Source organism: Streptosporangium sp. NPDC003464 (genome assembly GCF_053588315.1).
The window spans coordinates 1-3055 of record NZ_JBSFPS010000485.1; the positions used below are offsets into that span (position 1 = coordinate 1).

3 protein-coding genes are annotated in these 3055 nt (G+C 73.2%); all 3 read right to left on the reverse strand.

Annotation, left to right across the window (positions count from 1 at the left end; translation table 11 throughout):
* Positions 1 to 143: 143 nt before the first annotated feature.
* The gene (locus tag ACWDS7_RS47590) at positions 144 to 704 is read right to left on the reverse strand and encodes a snapalysin family zinc-dependent metalloprotease (protein ID WP_451934690.1); all 561 of its coding nucleotides are present in this window, start codon (positions 702 to 704) and stop codon (positions 144 to 146) included.
* A gap of 72 nt (positions 705 to 776) precedes the next feature.
* Positions 777 to 1904 carry a S1 family peptidase gene (locus ACWDS7_RS47595; RefSeq protein ID WP_306869302.1) on the reverse strand — a complete coding sequence of 376 codons (1128 nt, stop codon included), beginning with the start codon at positions 1902 to 1904 and terminating at the stop codon, positions 777 to 779.
* Between the two features lie 117 nt (positions 1905 to 2021).
* On the reverse strand, positions 2022 to 2978 hold the full coding sequence (locus ACWDS7_RS47600; RefSeq protein WP_451934691.1) for a nucleoside hydrolase: 957 nt from the start codon (positions 2976 to 2978) through the stop codon (positions 2022 to 2024).
* Between the last annotated feature and the right edge of the window lie 77 nt (positions 2979 to 3055).

Genomic DNA, 3055 nt, shown 5'->3' on the forward strand with positions numbered 1-3055 from the left:
CGAGGGTCGTCCACATCTCACCTACAGCTGGGGCTCGACGTCGCCGGCCTCCCTCGGGGGGAGTCGCCGGGCTCTCGTGGGGGAGGGGTGGGATCCGCCGGCCCGGTGAGGCGGCCGGCCGGGCCGGACGGATCCTCCCGGTGCTACGGCAGGGCGGCCTCGGGACTGTCGACGTAGATCTCGCCGAAGTCGATGACCGGGGTGGAGCCGGCGAAGTTCCGCTCGACCTCAGCCTTCTCGGCCGCGTTCGGATAGGGGTTGGTGCAGCTCACACCCGCGCTCGCACCGGACATCAGGTCGCTGCACCGGCCGGTGCGGCGGTCGGGCAGTCCCAGGATGTGGCCGATCTCATGGGCGGAGATGCGCAGCGGGTTGTGGCCCTGAGCGGTCGCCTGCCTGCCGATCCACACGGTGCCGCGGCCCAGACCGGTGGGCTGGGCGCGGGGCCAGCCGTTGTCGGCCAGCACGACGAAGTCCGCCGGGCTGCCGGCCACCAGGCGCACGTTGACCACGCTGGAGTTCCAGATCTGTGCCGCCTGGTCCACGGCCGAGCGGAACTCGGCCGCCCGGCTGGCGTCGTAGCGGAGCACGCGCACCGCGGACGCCTGCTGCGTGCCGTTCCCGGCGGCCTGGGCGGCCGGCGCCGTCGCCAGGAAGGCGAGTCCCAGGACGAAGGCGACGGTGAGACGGATGATCCTTGACACTTCTGTCAGACCTCCTCGGCCGTTGGGGGGTGCTCGTCAGGACGGGTCAGGACGAGGTGGTGAGGAGGATGATCAGCCGACGGTCAGGGTGAGGCCGTAGACCGACAGGGCCTCGTTGACCGGCTGGTGGTAGGTCGTGCCGCCGCTCCTGCAGTTGCCGGAGCCGCCCGAGGTCATGCCCTGGGCCTGGCTGCCGGAGATGAACGAGCCGCCGGAGTCGCCCGGCTCGGCGCAGGCGCTGGTGCGGGTCAGGCCGCTCACCGTGCCCTGCGGGTAGGTCACGCTGGCGTTGTGCTGCTGGATGGTGCCGCAGCGCCAGCCGGTGGTGGAACCGGAGCGGCAGATCGAGGAGCCGACCACGGCCTGCGTGGAGCCGCGGACGACGACGTTGGCGCCGCCGGACCCCTTCACCCAGGGCCTGGGGGTGTTGCCGGGGGCGGCGACCCAGGCGTAGTCGTTGCCGGGGAACGACGAGCCCTGGAAGGTACCGGTCGGGTTGGTGGTGGAGGCGCCGGCCCTGCCGCAGTGGCCCGCGGTGACGAAGCCGGGCGTGCTCCCCTTGGTGACGGAGAAGCCGATGCTGCAACGGGTGGTGCCGTTGATGTAGTAGGCGTTCCCGCCGATGATGTCGATGAAGGGCTTGGGCTGTTCGGCGGAGACCGTCACGCGGACCGCGTCCTTGTCCACGCCGGCGGCGGCCACGAGGGCCTCGCCCGCGGCCTGCTGCGCGGCCAGGACCACGACGGTGTTGGTCGGCAGATCGACATACCACAGGGAGGCGCCGGCCTTCGCCTGCGCCGGAGCCTGGTCGAGCTGGTCCTTGACCGCGTTGAGCTGCGCCAGGGTGCGGCTGACGACCACGGGCTGGGCGCCCTTGGCCTTGATGGCGTCGGCGGTGGAGGCGTCGCTGGTGGCGACGAGGAGCTGGGAGGCGTCGCCGTTGAGCCAGGCGCCGGCGTACTTGTCGCCGAGCGCGCCGCTCAGGGCGGATTCCGTGGTCATGGCGCGCTCCTCGTTGGCCAGCCGCGCCACGGCCTGCTCGGCGGTGAGGCCGAGGTCGCGCTGGAGGGCGTCGATGACCGAGGGGGACGGCGGCTTGGGGGCGAGGGGAGCGGGCGCTGCGGCGGCGGGTGCCAGGCTGGAGACCATGTACAGGGCGACGGTGGCGGCTCCGGCCAGGAGGGAACCTCGACTGAACATACGCACTCCTTGTGAGGGGTGCTGTCAAGGTATTGGCCGTGCCGCGCCGAGGGATGTGCCAAAAAACCCCTATCACGGTGTTATGGGGCTCGTTACCGATTTACCGGGCTCCGGCGGTCATCGGGTCAGCACCTCGATGAAGCCGGCGACGGAGCGGGCCGAGTCGACCTCCATGATCACTCTGGTGTCCGGAACGCTCCAGCGGGGCGAGCGCGGCGCCTGCCCGGCCCGGACGCGCATCAGGTGCGCGCGCGCCAGCGGTCCGTCGCCCACCACGCGGACCGGGCCGGTCGCGGACGCGGTCGCGAGGCCCGGGTCCAGCAGGATGCCGGCCGCCAGCGGGTCGTGCAGCGGGACGGCCCGGCGCCCCCACCTTCCCCGGTAGGAGTCGAGGTAGGCGTCCAGGATCTCGCAGGCGAAGCGGGCGCGGGCGGTGCCGGCGGCGCGCAGCGGGCCCAGGGCCGCCTCGTCCAGGACCGTCACGCCGGTGACGTTGACGCCGACCGCCACCAGCTCGTTGCGGGGAGCGGACAGGACCGTCCGCGCGGCCGCCGGGTCGTTGACGATGTTGGTGTCGGCCGTCAGCGCCCGGCCCGGCCCGGTGCGGGGACCCGAGCCCCCCATCATCACCACCGAGCGGTAGCCGGTGAGCAGGTCGGGAGCCCTGCGCAGGGCCAGGGCCAGGTTGGTCAGCGGGCCGAGCGCCAGCAGGTCGAGCTCGCCGGGATGCTCGCGGGCGAGCCGTACCAGCAGCTCGGCGCCCGACTCCCCGGTGACCTGCGGCAGCGGGCGGTCGTAGCCCCGGTCCCCGAGACCGTCGGCGCCGTGCGCGCCTGCGGCGGCGGGCGCGCGCCCGGACAGCGCCCGGTCCGCGCCGCGGGCGATCGGCACCTCCAGGCCGAGCAGCCGGGTGACGTAGCCGATGTTGCGCGCGGCGTCCTCCTCGGCACAGTTGCCGAACACCGAGGTGACGGCGGTGATCTCGGCGTCCGGGCGGCCCGCGAGGTAGAGCAGGGCGAGCGCGTCGTCTATGCCGGTGTCGGTGTCGACGACGACGCGGCGGACCTGGCTCATGAGTCCATCCTGGCCGGGACCCGGGCGGGCTAACGAGCTCGCGGGCGCTCTGCGCGAGCTGATGCCCTACATCAAGC

What these genes read in the sequence shown, in the direction of transcription:
- ACWDS7_RS47595 (WP_306869302.1), bottom strand. Translation starts at nt 1,904, where the DNA reads ATGTTCAGTCGAGGTTCCCTCCTGGCCGGAGCCGCCACCGTCGCCCTG.
- ACWDS7_RS47600 (WP_451934691.1), bottom strand. Translation starts at nt 2,978, where the DNA reads ATGAGCCAGGTCCGCCGCGTCGTCGTCGACACCGACACCGGCATAGAC.